We start from the raw sequence: 20,165 nt of genomic DNA, 5'->3' as shown, positions 1-20,165 counted from the left end.
TGTCTCGGTGTGTCTGCGGCCGTGCAACGTCGACTGTTCTTAACATCAGCACCGATGGTAACAATAACCTCTCGGACCTCACTGGCATCAGCAGTCTCAACGGTCTCCGGTCTGCTGCTGGTCGCGGTCATCGCGCTGTCCGGGTGCACTCCGCGCCCGGACGGTCCGGGTCCGGCAGCCGACAAGTTCTTCCGCGCGCTGGCGATCGGCGACACCGCGACGGCCGCGCAGCTGTGCGACAACGCCAACGAGGCCAGGGAAGCGCTCAACGCGGCGTGGTCCGGGCTGCAGGCGTCCCACCTGGACGCGCAGATCCTGAGCGCGAAGTATGCCGAGGACACCGGCACCATCAGCTACCGCTTCACCTGGCACCTGCCCAAGAACCGGACCTGGAGCTATGACGGCCAGCTGCCGATGGCCCGAGACGAGGGCCACTGGGAGTGCCGGTGGGCGCCCACCGCGCTGCACCCCCGGCTGGGCGAGCATCAGACGTTCGCGTTACGGGCCGACCAGCCGCGGCGTGCCTCGGTCAACGAGCTCGGCGGCAGCGACGTGCTGGCGCCGGGCTACGTGTACCACTACACGCTGGATGGCACCAAGGCCGGACCGTCGGAGTCGCTGAGCTTCACCACCCACACGATCGTCGATGTGCTGCGGCCGTTCAACGACAAGCTGATCGACCCGCAGTTGCTCGCCGAGAAGGCCAGCTCGATGTCCGAACCATTGGACCTTGGCGTCACCCTGCACCCCGACGACAACGACAAGGTCTTCCCCGCGATCGGCAGACTGCCGGGCATCGTGGTCACGCCCCAGCCCGAGATGCTGCCCACCGACCCGCATTTCGCGCCGGCCGTCGTCGGCGCCGTCAAGAAGGCCGTGGCCGACCAGCTCGACGGCCAGGCGGGCTGGCGCGTCGTCAGCGTCAACCAGAACGGCGTCGACGTCGCCGTGCTGCACGAGGTGGAAGGCTCGCCGGCGCCGTCGGTGTCGATCACGTTGGACCGGGTGGTGCAGAACGCCGCCCAGCGGGCGGTGGACAACAAGGGCGGCAAGGCCATGATCGTCGTGATCAAGCCGTCGACCGGGGAGATCCTGGCCATCGCGCAGAACGGCGGGGCCGACGCCGACGGTCTGCCGGCCGCTAACGGCCTCTTCCCGCCCGGGTCGACGTTCAAGATGATCACCGCCGGCGCCGCCGTCGACCGCGATCTGGCGACGCCGAACTCGATGCTCGGCTGCCCGGGCCACATCGACATCGGGCACCGCACCATTCCCAACTACGGCGGCTTCGACCTCGGCGTGGTGTCGATGTCGCGCGCGTTCGCCAGTTCGTGCAACACCACCTTCGCCGAGCTGAGCAGCAAGATGCCGCCCCGCGGCCTGACGCAGACGGCCTCCCAATACGGGATGGGCCTCGACTACACGGTGGATGGCATCACCACGGTGACCGGATCGGTGCCCCCGACCGTGGACCTGACCGAGCGCACCGAAGATGGCTTCGGCCAGGGCAAGGTGCTGGCCAGTCCGTTCGGCATGGCGCTGGTGGCGGCCACCGTCGCGGCGGGCAAAACCCCAGTGCCGCAACTGATCGCCGGACGGCCGACCACCGTCGAGGGCGACAGCACCCCGATCAGCCCCAAGATGATCGACGCGCTGCGGCCGATGATGCGGCTGGTGGTCACCAATGGCACCGCCAAGGAGATCAACGGCTGCGGCGAGATCTACGGAAAGACTGGTGAAGCCGAGTTCCCGGGCGGATCGCACTCCTGGTTCGCCGGCTACCGCGGTGACTTGGCCTTCGCGGCGCTGATCGTCGGGGGCGGTAGCTCGGAGTGGGCGGTCCGGATGACCAAATTCATGTTCGAATCGCTGCCGCCCGGTTACCTCGCCTGAAGCGCCCGGCCGCCCGTGGGGAACAGCGGTAAATTGCGAACATGACGGATACCGGCGGGGAGATGCTGTCGTTGCGCGTTTCCGACGCCGACCGCAACGGCACCATGCGGCGGCTACACAACGCGGTTGCGCTCGGGCTGATCGATATCAACGAGTTCGAGCAGCGATCGTCGCGGGTGTCCTACGCCCGGACCCAGCCCGAGCTGGCCGGCCTGGTCGACGACCTGCCCGGCCCTGGCGCGATCGTGACCTCCGCGGCCGATCGCGTCGAGCTGCGTGGCTGGGCCGGTTCGCTGCAACGGCACGGCGAATGGACGGTGCCCACCCGGCTCGCGCTGGTACGCCGCCTGGGTTCGGTCAAACTCGAGCTGAGCAAGGCCCGCTTCGCGGGGCCCGTGGTGGTGATCGAGCTCGATATGCGGTTCGGCTCGGTGGAGATCCGGCTGCCGGACGGTGCCAGTGCCTCGATCGACGACGTCCAGGTGTACGGGGGCAGCGCCCGCGACCGCCGCAAGGATGCGCCGGGCGAAGGGACGCCGCATGTCGTGCTGACCGGACGGGTGGTCTGCGGCTCGGTGACCATCAAGGGCCCGCGCCGTCGCTCACTGTTGCATCGCCGCACGGGCTGATCGCCCGCGCGCCTGGCGCGTCCGGGGCCGCGCGTGCGTTGACGGCGGCGGGCGTGCGCTGGCGGCGTCGGGCGTGCGTTGACGGCGGGAAATCCGCTGAAGTGGCGCCCTACGAGCACGCCCAACACCGCTGCCGCACAGTCGACGCTCCGGAGCCTCGATGACGCACCGGAGCCTCGACGCCGCCCGACGCCCGTCGTCCCCGGTCCGCGGGCCGTCGCCACGTGGAAAGCGTGATTAAGCTAGCGGTATGCCTGTTCGCACCGCCCTTTCGCCCGGAGTGTTGTCGCCGACTCTGTCGGTGCCCGGCCGCATCGCGCGCCCGGAGTACGTCGGGAAGTCCACCGCCAAGGAGGGCACCGAGCCGTGGGTGCAGACGCCGGAAGTCATCGAGAAGATGCGGGTCGCGGGCCGCATCGCGGCCGGCGCACTCGCGGAGGCCGGCAAGGCCGTCGAGCCGGGTGTGACCACCGACGAGCTGGACCGGGTCGCCCACGAGTACATGATCGACAACGGCGCCTACCCATCGACGCTGGGCTACAAGGGATTCCCCAAGTCGTGCTGCACGTCGCTCAACGAGGTCATCTGCCACGGCATCCCCGACTCGACGGTGATCGCCGACGGTGACATCGTCAACATCGATGTCACCGCCTACATCGACGGGGTGCACGGCGACACCAACGCGACGTTCCTGGCCGGCGACGTCTCGGAGGAGCACCGGCTGCTCGTCGAGCGCACCCACGAGGCCACCATGCGGGCGATCAAGGCCGTCAAACCCGGGCGCGCGCTGTCCGTTGTCGGCCGCGTCATCGAGGCATACGCAAATCGGTTCGGGTACAACGTCGTTCGTGACTTCACCGGCCACGGCATCGGCACCACGTTTCACAACGGGCTGGTCGTGCTGCACTACGACCAGCCGGCCGTCGAGACCATCATCCAGCCCGGAATGACGTTCACCATCGAGCCGATGATCAACCTCGGAGCGCTGGACTACGACATCTGGGACGACGGCTGGACGGTGGTCACCAGGGACCGCAAGTGGACCGCACAGTTCGAACACACCCTGCTGGTCACCGACACCGGCGTCGAGATCCTCACTCTGCCATGAAATTTCCGGCGCGACTGCTCGCCAGAAAAAGGTGAGCGGAGCTCTGCTGGTCGCGGGCACCAGCTCTGACGCCGGGAAATCGATGGTGGTCGCGGGGCTGTGCAGGTTGTTGGCCCGCAACCGAATCCGGGTCGCGCCGTTCAAGGCGCAGAACATGTCCAACAACTCGGTGGTCACCGTCGACGGCGGCGAAATAGGCCGGGCCCAGGCGATCCAGGCCAGGGCGGCGGGGCTGGCGCCCAGGGTGCGGTTCAACCCGATCCTGCTCAAGCCGGGCAGTGATCGGACGTCGCAGCTGGTGATCAAGGGACAGGTCGCCGACTCGGTCACCGCGGCCGACTATGTCAAGCATCGCGACCGGCTCGCGGCGATCGTCAGCGACGAATTATCCTGCCTGCGTAAAGAATTCGATGCGGTGATCTGTGAGGGAGCCGGCTCGCCGGCCGAGATCAACCTGCGGGCAACAGATCTGGCGAACATGGGATTGGCCAGGGCCGCGAATCTGCCGGTGATCCTGGTGGGCGACATCGATCGCGGTGGCCTGCTGGCTCATCTGTTCGGGACGGTCGCGGTGCTCGAACCCGAGGACCAGGCGCTGATCGCGGGCTTCGTCGTCAACAAATTCCGCGGCGACCCCGCGCTGCTGGAACCCGGGCTGCGACAACTGCTCGAGATGACCGGCCGCCCCACCTACGGCGTGCTGCCCTACGCCGACGAGCTGTGGCTGGACGCCGAGGACTCGCTGTCGGTGGTTGCCCACCGCGTCGTCGGCACGCCGGCGCCGCCGTGCGGCGACGAATGGCTCAAGGTGGCTGCCATCCGGCTGCCCCGCATCTCGAACTCCACCGACGTCGAGGCGCTCGCCTGCGAGCCGGGCGTGCTGGTCCGCTGGATCGCCGATCCCGCGGACGCCGCCGACGCCGACCTGATCGTGCTACCCGGCAGCAAGGCCACCGTGGCCGACCTGGCCTGGCTGCACGATCGCGGCCTGGTCGCCGCCATCGTCGGGCACGCCCGGGCCGGCAAGCCGGTGCTGGGCATCTGCGGCGGAATGCAGATGTTGTGCCGGCGCATCACGGACACCGTCGAATCCGGCAGCGGGGAAGTGGCGGGGCTGGGGCTGCTGGACGCCGATATCGTCTTCAGCCGGGTCAAGACGCTGCGCAACTGGCACCGGCCGCTTTCCGGATACGAAATCCACCACGGCCAACTCACCCGGTCGAGCGAGGCGGCCTGGTTCGATGTCGACGCCGAACCACAGGGCGTCAGGTCCGGTGCCGTCTTCGGCACGCACTGGCACGGCCTGCTCGACAACGACGACTTCCGGCGCGCCTGGCTTACCGGTGTCGCCGAGGCGGCCGGCCGCACCGGGTTTACGGTCGCCGACGACACCGACGTCGTCGCGCGGCGCGACGGCCAGCTCGACCGGATCGCCGACCTGCTGGCGGCCCACCTCGACGTCGACGCCGTCCTTGGCCTGCTCGATGGCCCACCGCCCCGACGGCCGCACCTGGTGAGCCGGCTGCGCCCCGCGCAGCGGGCGCAAACCTCGCACTGCCAGGCCGATCCGCTGTAGCGTGCGTTAGTGACTTCGATGATGACCACACTCGAGGGTTTCCCCGTACCGGTGGGTGTCGGCGGCCCGGACAAGGGTGTCGTCGTCGTCATCCTGGCCGACGAGGACCGGCCGCCGGCTGCCTACGACGCCGTGTGTGAGCGCCTGCATACCGCGTCGCTGCGGACCGTCGTGATCGGTCGCGACCCGCGGCTGACCCCCAAGTCGGTGGTCGGCATTCTCGACGCGCTGGGCATCAGCTGGGCGGTGGTCGTCGGCGATCGGGCCGGCGGTGAGCTCGCCTGGGAACTCGCGGCGACCAGGGTGGGCCGCTTCGTCGGCCTGGTGGTCGTCGACCGTGGACATCCGCGGGTGGCCGACCTGCACGGCGTCATTCGCGATGAACACTGCCCGCCGGTCGAGGTCGGCACCACCGTGCTGGTCAGCTCGCCGGCCGCGCGGACCGTGGCCCGCAACAGCCAGCGGTACGTGTACTCCGAATACCGCACGGTTGACCTGCTGGCCCGGCGCAACGCGCAGGAGTCGACCGCGCAGCTGGCCGCCGAGATCGTGTTGCGCACCAGCACCTGGTAAATGCCTGGTTGACTAGCGGGTCATGGGTCACCAGGAAACGGGATCGGGTCCGGCGGGCTTGTCGTTAGCCGCGCTGGAGCAACTGGTTGGGATCGGCGACGTGGACACCGTCATCGTCGCGTTCACCGACATGCAGGGACGGCTCGCCGGCAAGCGGGTGTCGGCCCGGCTCTTCGTGGACGAGGTGGCCGCCCATGGGGCCGAGTGTTGCAGCTACCTGCTGGCGGTCGACGTCGAAATGCACACGGTGCCCGGGTATTCCATGTCGAGCTGGGACACCGGATACGGCGACATGGTCATGACGCCGGACGTGAGCACCTTGCGGCTGCTTCCCTGGCTGCCCGGCACGGCGCTGGTGATCGCCGATCTGGGCTGGGCCGACGGCAGTGCGGTCAGCGTCGCGCCGCGGGCCATCCTGCGCCGCCAGCTCGCCCGGCTGGCCGAGCGGGGCCTGGCCGCCGACGTCGCCACCGAGCTCGAGTTCATCGTGTTCGACGAGCCCTACCGCCAGGCGTGGGCCCAGGGTTACCGCGGCCTGACCCCGGCCAGCGACTACAACATCGACTACGCGATCTTGGCGTCGACGCGCATGGACCCGCTGCTGCGCGATATCCGGCTGGGTATGGAGGGGGCCGGTCTGCGGTTCGAGGCCGTCAAGGGCGAGTGCAACAACGGCCAGCAGGAGATCGGGTTCCGCTACGACGAGGCGCTGATCACCTGCGACAACCACGCCATCTACAAGAACGGCGCCAAGGAAATCGCCGACCAGCACGGCAAAAGCCTGACGTTCATGGCGAAATACGATGAGCGCGAAGGCAACAGCTGCCACATCCACATCTCCTTGCGGGCGAGCGAGGGCTCTGAGAAGAGTGCCGCCGTGTTCGCCGACGACGCCGGACCGCACGGCATGTCGTCGACGTTTCGCGGGTTCGTCGCGGGCCTGCTGGCCACGCTGCGCGAGCTCACCTTGTTCTATGCGCCGAACATCAACTCCTACAAGCGATTTGCCGAAGGCAGCTTCGCGCCGACCGCGCTGTCCTGGGGCCTGGACAACCGCACCTGCGCCCTGCGGGTGGTCGGTCACGGCAGCGGCATGCGCGTCGAATGCCGGGTCGCCGGTGGCGATGTCAACCAGTACCTTGCGGTGTCGGCACTGATCGCGGGCGGGCTGTACGGTATCGAGCAGGGCCTGGAGCTTCCGGAGCCCTACGCGGGCAACGCCTATGAGGCATCCGGTGTCGAACGGCTGCCCACCACCCTGGCTGAGGAGGCGGGGCTGTTCGGGGCGTCGGTGCTGGCGCGAGAAGCATTCGGCGACGACGTGGTCGCGCACTATCTGAACAACGCGCGAGTGGAGGTGACGGCGTTCAACGCGGCGGTCACCGATTGGGAGAGGATGCGTGGGTTTGAACGCCTCTAGGTCGGATGGTGGCGACCCTCCCCCGCAAGCGGGTGGGTTCCCCGCGAAGCTGGGGAGTACCCCCATGCGCCCGGCGACGCCGCGCTTGCGATCGCCACTGAACCGCCCGGTGGTGGGCCTGACCAGTTACCTGGAACAGGTGCGAACCGGGATCTGGGACGTCTCCGCCGGCTACCTGCCCGCGGATTACTTCGCGGGCGTCATCGCCGCCGGGGGCATCGCGGTGTTGTTGCCGCCGCAGCCGGTCGACGACGAGATCGTCAGCGCGGTCCTGGACAGCCTGGACGCGCTGGTGATCACGGGCGGCTATGACCTCGACCCCGCGGCCTACGGCCAGCAGCCCCATCCGACGACCGACGAACCCCGCACCAACCGCGATGCCTGGGAGTTCGCACTGTTGCGCGGTGCCCTGGACCGGCGGCTCCCGGTGCTCGGCATCTGCCGCGGCGCGCAAGTGCTCAACGTCGCATTCGGCGGCACGCTGCACCAGCACCTGCCGGATGTCTTGGGCCACAACGGACATCGGGCCGGCAACGGCGTCTTCGCGCGGCTGCCGGTGCGGACCGTGCCGGGCACCCGGCTGGCCGGCCTGATCGGGGAGTCGGCCGACGCATCCTGCTATCACCATCAGGCCATCGACACCGTCGGCGATGCGCTGACGGTCAGCGCGTGGGACGGCGACGGCGTGGTCGAGGCGCTGGAGCTGCCCGGTGACCATTTCGTCCTTGCGGTGCAATGGCATCCGGAGAAGACCCTGGACGACCTTCGGTTGTTCCACGCGGTGGTGGACGCCGCCCGGTCCTATGCCGGCAGCCGATGAGCGCCGTGCAGCTGGTCAACCCCGCCACCGAGGACGTGCTGCGCTCGGTCGAGCATCTGGATGCCGCGGCGGTCGACGATGCGGTGGCGCGGGCCGCGGCGGCCCAGCGGCGCTGGGCACGGGCGTCGCCGGCGCAGCGGGCGGCCGGGTTGCGGGCGTTCGCCGCCGCCGTCAACGCGCACACCGACGAGCTGGCCGCGCTCGAGGTCGCCAATTCGGGGCACCCCATCGCGTCGGCCGAGTGGGAAGCCGGCCACGTCCGTGACGTGTTGACGTTCTACGCGGGTAGCCCGGAACGCTTGTCCGGCAAGCAGATTCCCGTCGCAGACGGACTCGACGTCACCTTCAACGAGCCGCTGGGAGTGGTGGGCGTGATCACGCCGTGGAACTTCCCGATGCCGATCGCATCCTGGAGCATCGCCCCGGCCCTGGCCGCGGGCAACGCCGTGCTGGTCAAACCCGCCGAGTGGACACCGCTCACCACACTGCGACTCGGTGAGCTCGCGGTCGAAGCCGGACTGGACCCAGACCTGCTGCAGGTGCTGCCGGGAACGGGCCCGGTGGTCGGCGAGCGATTCGTCACCCACCCGGGTGTGCGCAAGGTCGTCTTCACCGGGTCCACGGCGGTCGGCAAAAAAGTGATGGCAGGAGCGGCCGCACAGGTCAAGCGGGTGACCCTGGAACTGGGCGGCAAGAGCGCCAACATCATCTTCGCCGACTGCGACCTGGAGCGCGCCGCGGCGACCGCCCCCAACGGGGTGTTCGACAACGCCGGCCAGGACTGCTGTGCCCGCAGTCGAATCCTGGTGCAGCGCAATGTCTACGAACGGTTCATGGAGTTGCTCGAGCCCGCCGTCAAGGCTGTCGCGGTCGGCGATCCCGCGTCCCGCGACACCGAGATGGGCCCACTGGTGTCGGCCGCGCACCACGATAAGGTGGCCTCCTATGTGCCCGACGACGCCCCGGTCGCGTTCCGCGGCACAGCACCTACCGGGCGTGGCTTCTGGTTTCCGCCCACGGTTCTCACGCCGCAACGCACCGACCGCAGCGTGACCGACGAGATCTTCGGCCCGGTCGTCACCGTGCTGGCATTCGACGACGAACACGACGCCATCACGTTGGCCAACGACACCACGTACGGCCTGTCGGGATCGATCTGGACCGACGATCTGTCCCGCGCGCTGCGGGTGTGCAGGGCCATCGAATCCGGCAATCTGTCCGTGAATTCGCACTCGTCGGTGCGCTTCAACACACCGTTCGGTGGATTCAAGCAGTCCGGCCTGGGCCGCGAGCTCGGCCCGGACGCTCCGTTGCATTTCACCGAAACCAAGAACGTGTTCATCGCGATCCGCGAGGAGGGCTAGTGGCGGCGATCGATCTCACTCGGCGATTGGCCGGCCGGGTGGCAGTCATCACCGGCGGCGGCAGCGGCATCGGTTTGGCCGCCGGGCGACGGATGCACGCCGAAGGCGCGACGATCGTCGTCGGCGACATCGACGGCGACAGCGGAACAGCCGCGGCCGAGGAGCTATCGGGTTTATTTGTGCCGGTGGATGTTTCCGATGAGGACGCGGTCAACGCGCTGTTCGATGCGGCGGCGCACACCTACGGCTCGGTCGACATCGCCTTCAACAACGCCGGCATCTCGCCACCCGACGACGACCTGATCGAAAACACCGGCCTGGACGCGTGGCACCGGGTGCAACACGTCAACCTGACCTCGGTGTACCTGTGCTGCCGGGCGGCGCTGCGGCACATGGTGCCCGCGCAGAAGGGGGCGATCATCAACACCGCGTCGTTCGTCGCGGTGCTGGGATCGGCGACGTCGCAGATCTCCTATACCGCCTCCAAGGGCGGGGTGCTGGCCATGTCGCGGGAGCTGGGCGTGCAATTCGCGCGGCAAGGCATCCGCGTCAACGCGCTGTGCCCCGGACCGGTCAATACCCCGCTGCTGCAGGAACTTTTCGCCAAGGACCCCGAGCGGGCCGCGCGCCGGCTGGTCCATGTGCCGATCGGGCGCTTCGCCGAGCCCGACGAAATCGCCGCGGCCGTAGCGTTTTTGGCCAGTGACGACGCGTCCTTCATCACGGCGTCGACTTTCCTGGTCGACGGAGGGATCAGCTCGGCCTACGTCACCCCGCTCTGACTGCCGCACCCGCGGCCCCGGCGGCCGCACCCGACGACCAGGCCCGCGGCACCGACAACGTCGCGATCGACGTCGCCCGACCGAACCGCGCGGTGACCTCCGGGCCGCGAGCACCACCCTGATCGGGCAAGAGCCATCGCAACGCCGCCGCCTTGTTGAGGTGATTCAGGTAGTCGATCGCGAACCCCGTCGGCGCGCTCAGCGAACTCAGTTTCGACAGGGACGGCGTCACCTTGGACAGACAGGCGTCCAGCGCCGCCCGGGGTGACGAGGAAAACTGTTGCAGCGCATCGGGAATGGCGGTCATCACGGTGTGCCCGGCGCAGACGAGCTCCGGTGCCGATCTGAGCACCCAGGTGCGGGGCGCCGAAGCACCCTCATCCGGGGCGGGCGGCGAGGTGAACGGCGTTATCGTCGAGGCATCGGCGGCGGCGCCGGCGTAGGCGTACATCGCCACGACGTCGCGGACCCACATCCGCTCGTAGCAAGCCTCGATCGCCGCGATCGCCTGGCTGGCCTGGCCCAGACAATTGTTCTTGGCCAACGACTTTCGTCGCCCGCGGTTGTCCGCGATCATCGACGGGGGCACCATCGCCGCCAGCGCCGTGTCGTACGCCGTCGCGGCGGCCCTGGCCTGCGCCGCCGCGTGCTGCGCCAGCGCGGCGGCGCCGTCGAGCCACTCGATGTAGGGGGCCGTGGCCTCGGCCATGGCCGTCAGCTCCGGGCCACCCTGGCGCACCGCCTGCTTCGAGGTCACCCCCCGGTAGTCCGCCGCCGCGGTGCACAGCCGGATGGCCAACTTTTCCCAGGCCGTGACGGCCTCGATCATCGACCCCGAGCCGGGACCGTCAAACATTCGCCCGGAGCTGATCTCCGGCGGTATCGTCGCGAAATTCATTGCTGGCTGCCTCACCCTTCCCTGATGACATAGACGCAGGGGTTACACACCTACGCGGTGACGGTTGCGTGGGCACACTGGTGGCCCGCAGCCGACCGATCAGAGACGGGCGATGCAGAACTGGGTCAACGTATCTCGATTGGCCCGCATGGCCGCGGGCGCAGTCGAGCGTGCGATATCGGGTGGGACACCCGAGGTGGCAAGCGAACCAGGCAGCGGCGACCAGACCGAGACCGGTGACAAGCGCGGCCACGTCGGCGGTCGCTCACGGGTCAGCCACGCCGTCTTGGTGGACTGGTGATCCAGCGGTGAATCGCTGTGAAGATGCTGGCTCGCGACGTCGGCTTGCTCACTGGCGTGGTGGGACCGCGGCGCCGGAAGTGCGACCCCGGCCACGGCCGTCTCCCGTGAGGCCCATCCGACGACGACCGCGGTGAACAGGCCCAGCGCTGCGGCAATCGCGATGGCTGACTGCCATCGCCGAATCCGATCAGCGCCGCGATACCTCACAGTGCGCCCGACTGTATAGCACCTCACTGGGGCGCTGCCTGAAGCGAGCTGTGAATACGGTCAAAGTCCCGTGTGGATTCACGAGGGCGTGAAGGCGATCAACGGGATCGCCATTTCGGCGTCGGTGGCTGCGCCGTGAAAACCGATGAGGCGGGCGGCTTCCGGGGGCTCGTGGGCGGTCGCCAGGACGGCCGAATCGCCGGTGCACACGACGACGACGTCGCCGAGCCGCGCCAGATGGCGCGGGCTGACCGGCCCGAACATCCCGGTGGCGACCGCCTGCTCGCGGCTGTAGACCCGGGCCCGCCCGTCCAGCAAGGCGATCCAGGTGGCCTGCACGTCGGCGGCGGCGCCCGGCTCGGTGTGCAGGTAGCGAACCCGGGGCTCACCGGCGACCACCCGGATTCCGTCGCCCAGCCGCGGGTCGGCGTCGAGGTCGACGCGAGCATCGGCGGGCACGTTGAGTCCGCCGTGGTCGGCGGTCACCAGCAGCGCCGCGTCCGGGGGCAGCGCGTCGAGCAGCCGGGTCAGCAACGTATCGACCCGGACAGCCGCCTCGTGCCAGCGCGGCGTTCCGATACCGAAGAGATGCGCCGCGGTGTCCAGGTCGGCGATGTAGCCGTACACCAGCCCTGGCCCCGCGAGCAGCTCGTCGGCGAGGACGCCGGCGTAGTCGTCGCTCGGCTGCGTCGGGCGAAACGCGGCGCCGCGGTAGGCCGCGTCGGTCAGCCCACTGCCGATGAACGCCGACGGCAGCACCGCCCGGGCACCGAACCCGTGTTGGTTCAGCCGCCCGAACCAGGTTGGCAGCGGCTGCCATTCGGTAGGCGCCGGGTCGTCGCGCCATGCGATATGGGTGAGTACCCGGTCGGTGCCGGGGACGTTGAGGGTGAAGCCCAGCACGCCGTGCTCGCCCGGCTGCGCGCCCGTGCCCAGCGAGACCAGGCTGCTGGGCGTGGTCGACGGGAAGGTGCAGACGAGTTCGCTCAGCCGTCCGGCGCCACCGGCGAGCACCGAGGCCAGCAGCGGCGCGTGGGCGGCCAACTCCGGTAACAGGTGCCAGCCCATTCCGTCGACGAGGATGACCGCGACGCGATCAACCTGCTCCACAAGCGATTCCGTCAACCCCAGTCGGTCGACCGCACCCGGCATCCCGAGCAGTGCGGCCGCGGCGGGCAGCACGTCGCAGATCGAAGCCGGCGCTGAACCAGACATGGGGTCAGTCTGACACGCGTTCAGACGTGCGCCAGCCGTCGGTTGGTCACCCGCAGTTGCCGGTCGGTGCTGTCTGCGAGCGCCCTAACCTGCTCCGCACTCAGCCGGCCACACAGCCGGCCCCAGTGGACTGCGACCTCATCACCGACCGCCACGTCGGGCACCGCGCTATAGCCGTCTCCCCAGACCTCGAGCATGCGCACGGCAGGCTCGGACAACGCGAGCGCCAGGCCGTCCCAAACGAGCCGTCGGCAGATGACCTCAATCTCATCGCCGGCACGGGAAGCAACTGTGCCCCAAGTGATCCGGCAACTGTCCAACACGTTCATCGGATGCTCGTCCATGCCCCGGCCAAGGAAGCGTGTCCACGGGTAGACGCCGAACACGTGAAAGCAGTGGTTAGCCGCCGCCTCGCAGGCCAGATCCGCGGACAAATGCGACCAGTAGCGGCTCGCCTGCGGGCCGATGATGCTCAGCAACGCCTCGACGAAATCGGTCGGGTCGATATGGGTGCCGACACCGCCGCCGAGCCAATACGACTCGACCAGCCGGTAGTCCAGCGGGTCGCCGATACCGGTCAGTGCCGACAGCACACGCAGATAGGGCCAGGCCCCCGTAAATCTGGTTGCGGCACTGCGCACGTCGTCAACCGATCCGTCGCGAAAGGTGGCTCCCAGTGGAGGACCGCAGTAGCCCAACGCGTTGGGCGCGTAGGCGTAGCGGGCGAACATCTCCACGCCCCGGGTGCCTGGCGAATCAGACACCGACATGTGTCACACCCGTCCAGACTGCCCCACCAACTTGGCGGCGTCGCGGTGCAGGCGGCCGAAGTTGTAGTAGGCCGCACAGGCGCCCTCGGGAGACACCATGCACGTCCCGATCGGCGTTTCTGGTGTGCAGGCGGTTCCGAAAACCTTGCATTCCCAAGGCTTTAGCACACCTTTGAGCACCTCACCGCATTGACAGGCCTTCGGGTCCGCGACGCGCACACCGGGCATGGCGAACCGTAGCTCGGCGTCGAACTCGGCGAAGTCGTCGTGCAGTCGCAGCGCGCTTTGTGAGATGAAGCCCAGGCCGCGCCATTCGAAGTGCGGACGTAACGCGAACACCTTGCCCATCAACGCCAGCGCGGCCGGATTGCCGTGCTCGGGCACCACCCGCTTGTATTGGTTTTCCACCTCGCAGCGGCCCTCGCGGATCTGGCGCAGTAGCATCGCGACGGATGCAAGGATGTCGAGTGGCTCGAATCCAGCTACTACCAACGGCTTTCGGTAAACGTCCGGCACGAACCGGTACGGCCGATTGCCCACCACCGTCGATACGTGCCCGGGCCCGATGAAGCCGGACAGCCGCAGATCGGGTGACTCCAGGATGGCCTTGATCGGTGGCACGATCGTGACGTGGTTGCAGAACACACTGAAATTGGGCAGCGCCAGCTCGCGCGCCCGCACCAGCGTGACCGCGGTTGACGGTGCAGTGGTCTCGAAACCGATGGCGAAAAACACCACGCTCTTGTCGGGGTTGTCGATGGCGATCTTCAGCGCATCCAGCGGGGAGTAGACGAATCGCACGTCGGCGCCGCGCGCCTTGGCATCCAATAGGCTGCCGGCTGATCCGGGTACGCGCATCATGTCGCCGAAGCAGGTGAAGATCACGTCGGGTTGGCCGGCCAGCCACATCGCGTCATCGATGCGGCCCATCGGGATCACGCAGACCGGGCAGCCTGGGCCGTGCACCAGCTCGACGTTGTCGGGCAGCAGGTGTTCGATGCCGTGGCGGTAGATGGTGTGGGTGTGACCGCCGCAGACTTCCATGAACTTGAAGTGTTCTGGGCCGGCGGCGGCCAGGTGCTCGATGGCGACCATGAGTTTGCGGGCCGCGGCCGGATCACGGAATTCGTCAACGAACTTCATTGCGTTCCCTCACTGTCAGACGATGGCCGAGGAGTCGAACGCCGCCACTTCGGTGGCGTAGGCATCCCCGAGTTTCTTGATGGCGGCCAGGGTGAGCAACGCCTCGGTTTCGTCGATCTTGGCCATCGCGAACCCCACGTGGACCAGCACCCAGTCGTCCGGTCCTGGCAGCTCGTCTTCCAACAGCCGCACGCTGATCGTGCGCTGCACGCCGCTGACGTCGACCTTCGCCAGATAGTTGGCAGGATCGGTGATCTCAACGATCCGGCCCGGAATCCCAAGGCACATGTCAGTTCATCTCCCTTCAGCAGATTCGGGGCAGCGGGTCGCCGACGAGCATGTCGACGATCCGGGTGCCACCGAAGCCGGTACGCAACACGACAGTTTCCGCCGGTTCGGTGACGATCTCGCCCACTTCGGCTGCGTCGGCGCCCAGTGGATGCGATCGCAACGCGGCGAGGGCGGCTTCGGCCTCCTCCGGTGCGACGACGGCGACGAACTTGCCTTCGTTGGCGACGTAGAGGGGATCGATGCCGAGCAATTCGCAGGCGCCGTTCACCACGGGTCGCACTGGTAGTCGCTGCTCTACGAGCACCACCCCGAGACCGCAGGATTGGGCCAACTCGTTGCACACGGTGCCCACGCCGCCCCGGGTCGCATCGCGCAGCCAGCGGGTGGACGGTGCGGCCGCCATCAGCAGTTCGACCAGCGGGCTCAGGCAGGCGGTGTCGGAGCGAATATCGGCCTCGAGCGCCAAGTCTCCCCGGGCGAGCATCACGGCCATGCCGTGATCGCCCATCGACCCGGACAACAGCACCTTGTCACCAGCGCGCACCGACTGCGCCGACAGCGTGCGTTCCGGGGGAATGACACCTGTTCCAGCGGTGGTGACGAACAGGCCGTCGGCGGCCCCCCTGGGCACCACCTTGGTGTCGCCGGTGACGATCTGGACGCCCGCTTGGGCCGCCGCGGCCGCCATATCGGCGACGATGTCCTTCAATTCGGCGATCGGGAATCCTTCTTCGATCACGAATGCCGCCGAAATCCAGGTGGGCACGGCACCGGCCATGGCGAGGTCGTTGCAGGTGCCGTGGACAGCCAGTTCGCCGATGGAGCCGCCGGGAAAACGCCTGGGCTGCACCACAAATGAATCCGTGGACATCGCCAGGCGTTCGCCGCTGGGCAACGTCAGGACCGCGCCGTCGCCCAGCTGCTCCAGCGCCGGATTGCGGAATGCCTCCATGAATACCGCGTCCACCAACGCCGCCGCGGCCTTCCCGCCGGCGCCGTGGGCCAGCGTCACATGGTCGTCGAGCAACCGGGGACGGCGCCTGCGGAACGACTCGATCCGCTCGATCACCTCACCTTCGGCGAATCGCGGCCCCGACGACAGGTAGTCGCCTGCCGGCGTGCTCATGCGGCCCCCACGGCTTGATCGTGCGAATGGACCGCCAGCCACAGCTGATAGCCCAGCAGGGCCTGCGATTCCTGAATCCTGTGCACACTTTGCGAACGAACCACGAAGCAGGCGTCTACGTTTGGGTTATTCGCGAAGGCGCCACCGTCGTAGCCGGCGAAACCGATGGTGTACAGGCCGCGTTGTCGCGCTTCGGCCAGGGCCGTGAGCAGGTTGGGCGAATTGCCGCTGGTCGACATGGCGACGGCGATGTCGCCGGCCCGCGCCCGGGCGATCAGCTGCCGGGCGAACACCAGCTCGAACCCGACGTCGTTGCCCAGGGCGGTCACGATCGCCGGATCGTCGTTCAGCGACCACGCTGGGAGCGGTGTGTTTAGCGGCGGTCGGGCGAACAGCCGCGCCAACGTGGTGGAATCGGTGCAGCTGCCACCATTTCCGAAGGTGAACAAGCGCCCGCCCGCCTCGAAGCGGCGGGCCATCTCGATGGCGGCCCGGTTCACCAGATCAGCGTTGGCTTCCAGTGTCGAGCGCCGCAACGCCAGGCTTTCGGATGCTTTGGCCTGCGCCGACGCGGCCAAGTCGGCCAGCAGCGATGCGGTTGCGCCGTCCTTCAGGTCTTCCTCGGCGTCGATGAAGGGGTACAGGAAGCCGGTCGGCTCGTCGTGACTCATGCAAGCCCCACTTCTTCGTCGCCGAGGCGGCTGATTGCGGTGCCGGCGTGCACCAGCACCAGCTCACCCGCGCCAACCGGGTCGATCAACGTTGTCACGACGTCCTCGACGCCCCGTGCGGTACGGACCGCGGCTTGACCGCTAATCGATGCCGTCACCACTTCGCCTAGCCGTCCCTCGTCGCTGCAGGTGATGCAAACCGGTTCGGCGCCTTCGGGTTTGAGCAATCCGGAGTGCTCGAAACAGACGTGGGTCAGCTCCCACAACAGGTGATAGAACAACACGAAGCCACCCGTGGCGGGCACTCGGGGGTCCGGATCATCAAGCCATAGCACATGATCGGCCAAACCCATCCGGGGTCGTTCGCCGCTGCCGATCCATATTGTGGTGGCTCCCCATGCCGGGCTGCGGCGCATCACCGACCGAACGTCCGGGTCGTCCGCACCGGAGACTGCGACCACAATGTCGCCGGGCCGCACCGACACTCGCACCAAGTCGACCAGGTCGGGTCCGGTCAGCGCCACCGCGGGCAAGGCTCGCTTACCCATGATCACCGGATGCACGAACTCGACCGCGATATGCAGCGCATGCGGCTCCCACGACGGGGCAATCGACCACATGGTGGCGCCCGCCGCGAATCGCTTGGCCAGCGTGAAGGCTGCGGCGGCCAAGTCAGTGGCCAGATCCGAGGCCAGCTCGGTGCTCAGCCCGCGGTCGATCGCGGTCGTGGCCGTCACGTCTGCGCCTCCCCGAGTGCGATCAGCATCGAGATCGCCGCCTGGCCCAGCGCCAGGCCGCCGTCATTGGGTGGCACCCTACGATGGGTCAAAACTTCGAATCCCTTCATTTGCAGGTTATTACGGCATTCGCGCAACAGCAGCGCATTTTGGAAGACGCCGCCGGTCAGGCCTACCAGCCGCACCGCGCCGGCCACCTGGGAAACCAGCTCGGCGACCGCTGTTGCGACCGCCCGGTGGAATGCGGCGGCCAGCAGCGCCGCAGGCGTGCCCGCATACAACGCCGACACCAGAGTTTGCACCATCGTGGCCGGATCGATGACCCCGTCGGACCGCACCAACAGCGGCAGTGACGGCAGCAGCGTGCGATGAGTGTCTGTGGCCGACTCGGCCAAAGCCTCGAGTTCGATGGCGGCCTGACCCTCGTAATCGATCCGATGCCGTACCCCCAGCAGCGAGGCGACAGCATCGAACAGCCGGCCCATGCTCGAGCACGGCACGCATCCGGTGCCGCTCTCGAATTGCGAACGAATGAGCCGTAATTCGTCTGGTGCCGCCGCCGCGACCGGTGCCAGATCCGGCGTCCAGTCGATGTCTGCCATCCACAACTGGGACAGCGCCATCCGCCAAGGGTTGCGCACGGCAGCGTCCCCGCCCGCCAGCGGCGCGGCCAACAGGTGGCCGGCGCGTACGAAACGGTGGCTATCGGGACCGAGCGTGAGAACCTCACCGCCCCAGACTGTCCCGTCGCAGCCGTAGCCGGTGCCGTCGAAGGCCACCCCGACGATGGGTTCACCGATGCGTCCGTGTTCGGCCAGCAGCGACACCACATGTGCGTGGTGATGTTGAACGAGGTCCAGCGGTCGATCGCCGGTGTGACGTTCCGCCCAGAGTCGAGTGTGATACCCCGGATGCAGATCGGCAGCCAAGCGGGTTGGCCGACAGCGCATTTCGCCGAGTTGGCCGACTGCGCGTTCGAACGCGCCCAACGTCTCCATGGTGGCCATGTCACCGATGTGTCCGGACATGTAGGCGCGCGAGCCGTCGGTGAGGCAGAACGTATTCTTGAGTTCGCCCCCGACCGCTAGCACCGCGGGCGCGCTCAGCCCCCCGGGCCCCATCTCGACCGGCAGCGGCGCATAGCCCCGGGACCGGCGGATCGGCAGTTCCTCGCCGTCGACAACGCGCACCACGGAGTCGTCACAGGGCACGTGGATCGGTCGATCATGGTCGAGCACGGCGTCACAGAGCTCCGGCAGCCGCAGCCGGGCGTCGTCGTCGGTGAAGCAGATCGGTTCGTCAGAGCGGTTGGCGCTGGTCAGCACCAGCGCATCGGGCACCGGCCCGGCCGTGCCGGGCACGGCCGCCAGCAACAGGTGATGAATGGGGGAGTAAGGCAGCATCAGTCCGAGCAGCGGGCTGCCGGGGGCCAGCGCCTCGGCGACCGGAGCGTCCGCGCGGCGGCGCAGCAACACAATGGGGCGGGCAACACCCGACAGCACAGCGGCCTCGGTGTCGTCGATGCCGGCATAGCGGCGGGCGACGGCGAGGTCACGGACCAGGATGGCCAAGGGCTTGGCGCCCCGCATCTTTCGTGCCCGTACCGCACCGACCGCCGTCTCGTCGTCGACGCGGCAGGCCAGGTGGTAGCCGCCGATTCCCTTGATGGCGACCACCGCACCGGCCGCCAGGGCTCGTTGGGTCGCGGCCAGCGCGGCGTCTGCTCCGTCGACCCGGCCCCCGGCCCGCGAGTCGAACCACAGCGACGGCCCGCACTCAGGGCAGGCGATCGGCTGCGCGTGGAACCGGCGGTCGGCGGGATCGTGGTATTCAGCAGCGCACCGCTCACACATGGCGAATGACGACATGGTGGTGGCCGGGCGGTCGTACGGCAATGCCGCGATGATGGTGAACCGCGGTCCACAGTTCGTGCAGGTGATGAACGGATGCCGGTATCGGCGGTTGTACGGGTCGAACAACTCGGCCACACACGCGTCGCAGACGGCGATGTCAGGCGGAATCGGCGTGGCCGCACCGGTGATTTTCTGACTGGCCACGATCCGAAAGTCGGTTCCCCAGCCCTGATCCGGCGCCAAGTCGGTCACGCGCACGGTGCTGATCCGGGCCAGTGGCGGGGCATCGGCACGCAGCCGGCGAGCGAATTCCGCAACCCGTACCGGCTTACCCTGCACTTCGAGAAAGACTGCACCGGAATCGTTTCCGACCAATCCGGCCAGGTCGAGCTCCCTGGCGAGGCGATAGACAAACGGACGAAAGCCAACCCCCTGCACGACACCGGTCACGGTAAAGTGCTGCCGGACAACCGTATCGGCGCGGCCCGACTGCAACATCAGGGAGGCGTCGGTCATCTCAGCCGCCCTCGGGGCTGAACGTCGGATCGGTGGTGCCCCGGCCCATGAGTTGCAGACCGGCCATGGCCTGCTCGGCTCCGGCCTGGTCGGTCTTCTCGACCACAAATCCCATATGGATGATCACCCAGTCACCTTGCACGAATGTCTCTTCCGGCAACATACCGACGTTGACCTTGCGCTGCTGGCCGGCGACGTCGACCAGCGCCAGCTGACCCTCGTAACCGTCCAGCATCCTGATCACTTGACCGGGGATTCCAAGGCACATGA

20 protein-coding genes are annotated in these 20,165 nt (G+C 68.1%); 9 read left to right on the top strand and 11 right to left on the bottom strand.

Annotated features, from left to right (window positions below; genetic code table 11):
• Positions 1–54 precede the first annotated feature (54 nt).
• The 9 genes from MNAB215_RS28860 (at position 55) to MNAB215_RS28820 (ending at position 10,165) form a co-directional block, all read left to right on the top strand.
• Entirely contained in the window at positions 55–1,893 is a 1,839-nt protein-coding gene (locus MNAB215_RS28860) for a penicillin-binding transpeptidase domain-containing protein (protein ID WP_077081799.1), read from the top strand.
• A gap of 41 nt (positions 1,894–1,934) precedes the next feature.
• Positions 1,935–2,522, top strand: coding sequence for a DUF1707 SHOCT-like domain-containing protein (locus MNAB215_RS28855; RefSeq protein ID WP_077081798.1), 588 nt, complete (start codon positions 1,935–1,937; stop codon positions 2,520–2,522).
• 250 nt (positions 2,523–2,772) lie between these two features.
• Entirely contained in the window at positions 2,773–3,630 is an 858-nt protein-coding gene (map, locus tag MNAB215_RS28850) for a type I methionyl aminopeptidase (RefSeq protein WP_077081797.1), read from the top strand.
• Positions 3,631–3,661: 31 nt separating this feature from the next.
• On the top strand, positions 3,662–5,206 hold the full coding sequence (locus MNAB215_RS28845) for a cobyric acid synthase (RefSeq protein ID WP_077081796.1): 1,545 nt from the start codon (positions 3,662–3,664) through the stop codon (positions 5,204–5,206).
• 18 nt (positions 5,207–5,224) lie between these two features.
• Positions 5,225–5,779: an alpha/beta hydrolase gene (locus MNAB215_RS28840; protein WP_077081795.1), complete on the top strand. Its 555-nt coding sequence runs from the start codon at positions 5,225–5,227 to the stop codon at positions 5,777–5,779.
• Between the two features lie 22 nt (positions 5,780–5,801).
• Positions 5,802–7,199, top strand: a complete 1,398-nt coding sequence (locus MNAB215_RS28835; protein WP_077081794.1) for a glutamine synthetase family protein — start codon at positions 5,802–5,804, stop codon at positions 7,197–7,199.
• On the top strand, positions 7,180–8,019 hold the full coding sequence (locus tag MNAB215_RS28830) for a gamma-glutamyl-gamma-aminobutyrate hydrolase family protein (protein WP_425436533.1): 840 nt from the start codon (positions 7,180–7,182) through the stop codon (positions 8,017–8,019). Before MNAB215_RS28835 ends, MNAB215_RS28830 begins: the two co-directional genes overlap by 20 nt.
• On the top strand, positions 8,016–9,383 hold the full coding sequence (locus MNAB215_RS28825) for an aldehyde dehydrogenase family protein (protein ID WP_077081792.1): 1,368 nt from the start codon (positions 8,016–8,018) through the stop codon (positions 9,381–9,383). The genes MNAB215_RS28830 and MNAB215_RS28825 overlap by 4 nt, the downstream gene beginning before the upstream one ends.
• Positions 9,384–9,391: 8 nt before the next feature.
• A complete protein-coding gene (locus MNAB215_RS28820; protein WP_077082429.1) occupies positions 9,392–10,165 on the top strand; it encodes a 3-oxoacyl-ACP reductase in 774 nt (257 codons plus the stop codon).
• Here MNAB215_RS28820 and MNAB215_RS28815 read toward each other — a convergent pair.
• The 11 genes from MNAB215_RS28815 to MNAB215_RS28765 form a co-directional block, all read right to left on the bottom strand.
• Positions 10,152–11,063 carry a PPE family protein gene (locus tag MNAB215_RS28815; RefSeq protein WP_083746284.1) on the bottom strand — a complete coding sequence of 304 codons (912 nt, stop codon included), beginning with the start codon at positions 11,061–11,063 and terminating at the stop codon, positions 10,152–10,154. The two genes, MNAB215_RS28820 and MNAB215_RS28815, sit on opposite strands and share 14 nt — an antisense overlap.
• Positions 11,064–11,162: 99 nt before the next feature.
• Positions 11,163–11,573, bottom strand: a complete 411-nt coding sequence (locus MNAB215_RS28810) for a hypothetical protein (RefSeq protein ID WP_077081791.1) — start codon at positions 11,571–11,573, stop codon at positions 11,163–11,165.
• A gap of 78 nt (positions 11,574–11,651) precedes the next feature.
• Positions 11,652–12,788, bottom strand: a complete 1,137-nt coding sequence (locus tag MNAB215_RS28805; protein ID WP_077081790.1) for an alkaline phosphatase family protein — start codon at positions 12,786–12,788, stop codon at positions 11,652–11,654.
• Positions 12,789–12,808: 20 nt separating this feature from the next.
• Entirely contained in the window at positions 12,809–13,558 is a 750-nt protein-coding gene (locus MNAB215_RS28800) for a DUF6390 family protein (RefSeq protein ID WP_077081789.1), read from the bottom strand.
• A 3-nt stretch (positions 13,559–13,561) separates the two neighbouring features.
• The gene (hypD, locus tag MNAB215_RS28795; protein WP_077081788.1) at positions 13,562–14,701 is read right to left on the bottom strand and encodes a hydrogenase formation protein HypD; all 1,140 of its coding nucleotides are present in this window, start codon (positions 14,699–14,701) and stop codon (positions 13,562–13,564) included.
• A gap of 15 nt (positions 14,702–14,716) precedes the next feature.
• Positions 14,717–14,989 (bottom strand): HypC/HybG/HupF family hydrogenase formation chaperone, encoded by a 273-nt coding sequence (locus MNAB215_RS28790; RefSeq protein WP_077081787.1) that lies wholly within the window; start codon positions 14,987–14,989, stop codon positions 14,717–14,719.
• Positions 14,990–15,005: 16 nt separating this feature from the next.
• Positions 15,006–16,118, bottom strand: a complete 1,113-nt coding sequence (gene hypE, locus MNAB215_RS28785) for a hydrogenase expression/formation protein HypE (protein WP_077081786.1) — start codon at positions 16,116–16,118, stop codon at positions 15,006–15,008.
• A complete protein-coding gene (locus MNAB215_RS28780) occupies positions 16,115–16,789 on the bottom strand; it encodes a D-sedoheptulose-7-phosphate isomerase (RefSeq protein WP_077081785.1) in 675 nt (224 codons plus the stop codon). Before MNAB215_RS28780 ends, hypE begins: the two co-directional genes overlap by 4 nt.
• Entirely contained in the window at positions 16,786–17,526 is a 741-nt protein-coding gene (locus tag MNAB215_RS28775; protein WP_077081784.1) for a hydrogenase assembly protein HupF, read from the bottom strand. Before MNAB215_RS28775 ends, MNAB215_RS28780 begins: the two co-directional genes overlap by 4 nt.
• Entirely contained in the window at positions 17,523–19,895 is a 2,373-nt protein-coding gene (hypF, locus tag MNAB215_RS28770) for a carbamoyltransferase HypF (protein WP_077081783.1), read from the bottom strand. The genes MNAB215_RS28775 and hypF overlap by 4 nt, the downstream gene beginning before the upstream one ends.
• Position 19,896: 1 nt before the next feature.
• Positions 19,897–20,163, bottom strand: a complete 267-nt coding sequence (locus tag MNAB215_RS28765; protein WP_077081782.1) for a HypC/HybG/HupF family hydrogenase formation chaperone — start codon at positions 20,161–20,163, stop codon at positions 19,897–19,899.
• Positions 20,164–20,165: the final 2 nt, after the last annotated feature.

This window comes from Mycobacterium numidiamassiliense (assembly GCF_900157365.1).
GTDB classification, from domain to species: Bacteria; Actinomycetota; Actinomycetes; order Mycobacteriales; family Mycobacteriaceae; genus Mycobacterium; species Mycobacterium numidiamassiliense.
Note: the sequence above shows the minus strand (reverse complement) of the source record. Positions and strands in the feature narration are given on the sequence as shown.